This is a genomic window from Cellvibrio mixtus subsp. mixtus J3-8 (assembly GCF_000766945.1).
Lineage (GTDB): Bacteria > Pseudomonadota > Gammaproteobacteria > Pseudomonadales > Cellvibrionaceae > Cellvibrio > Cellvibrio mixtus_A.
On record NZ_KN266219.1, the window covers coordinates 6567 to 7304 of the forward strand.

A 738-nucleotide genomic window follows, 5' to 3' on the forward strand; every position below is an offset into this window, starting at 1 on the left:
CGAAACTAACTACGGCATTACCCTTAACGTTGCCCGGAGCGAAGGCTACAAAGGCAATATGCGCGACCTTACCCGTGAGCAAGCTAAAGAAATTTATCGCACGGCTTACTGGGGGAAAATTAAAGCAGATCAATATCCCGGTGCAATTGCTTACCAAGTCTTTGATACCGCTGTGAATCACGGCGTATCGCAAGCCATTAAATTTTTGCAGCGCGCAGTAGGCGTTATCGATGATGCCAACCTTGGCCCCGTCTCTATAGCTGCCATTAAGTCCATGCCGGTGGGTGATGTGCTATCGCGTTTCAATGCAGAACGGCTGGATTTTTATACCAACCTGTCAACATGGTCGAGCTTCGGTAAGGGATGGGTGCGGCGTGTTGCCATCAACCTCAAATATGCAGCAGAAGACATTGCGCATTAATTTGCCGGGGGAATGATGAATTATTTACTTATCGGTTTTTTATTTTCATTGGCGGCGATTGGTTACCAGTGGCAACACAATCAAACACTGGAAGCCAAGATCAATACATGGGAAACCAATTACAACTCGCTCAATGAGAAGTACACCACCTCAGAAGAAAACAATCGGAAATTACAGGAAACCGAGCAAGCGCGCACCGAGGCAAAAGAAGCGCTGATCGAAAAGCAAAACGATTTGCAGATCAATGCCGAAACACGCCAAGAAACTATTGTGAGGTCTCACCATGAAATTGTTGAAATTAAAGATTGGGCTAGCCA

The 738-nt window shown here is 46.2% G+C and carries 2 protein-coding genes; both read left to right on the forward strand.

Annotated features, from left to right (window positions below; genetic code table 11):
* Positions 1 to 421 (forward strand): glycoside hydrolase family 108 protein (locus A596_RS21540; protein ID WP_039918812.1); only part of this gene is annotated, 421 nt, incomplete at its 5' end.
* A gap of 15 nt (positions 422 to 436) precedes the next feature.
* Positions 437 to 738: hypothetical protein (locus A596_RS23245; protein ID WP_039918813.1), on the forward strand; the 302-nt coding region annotated here is incomplete at its 3' end.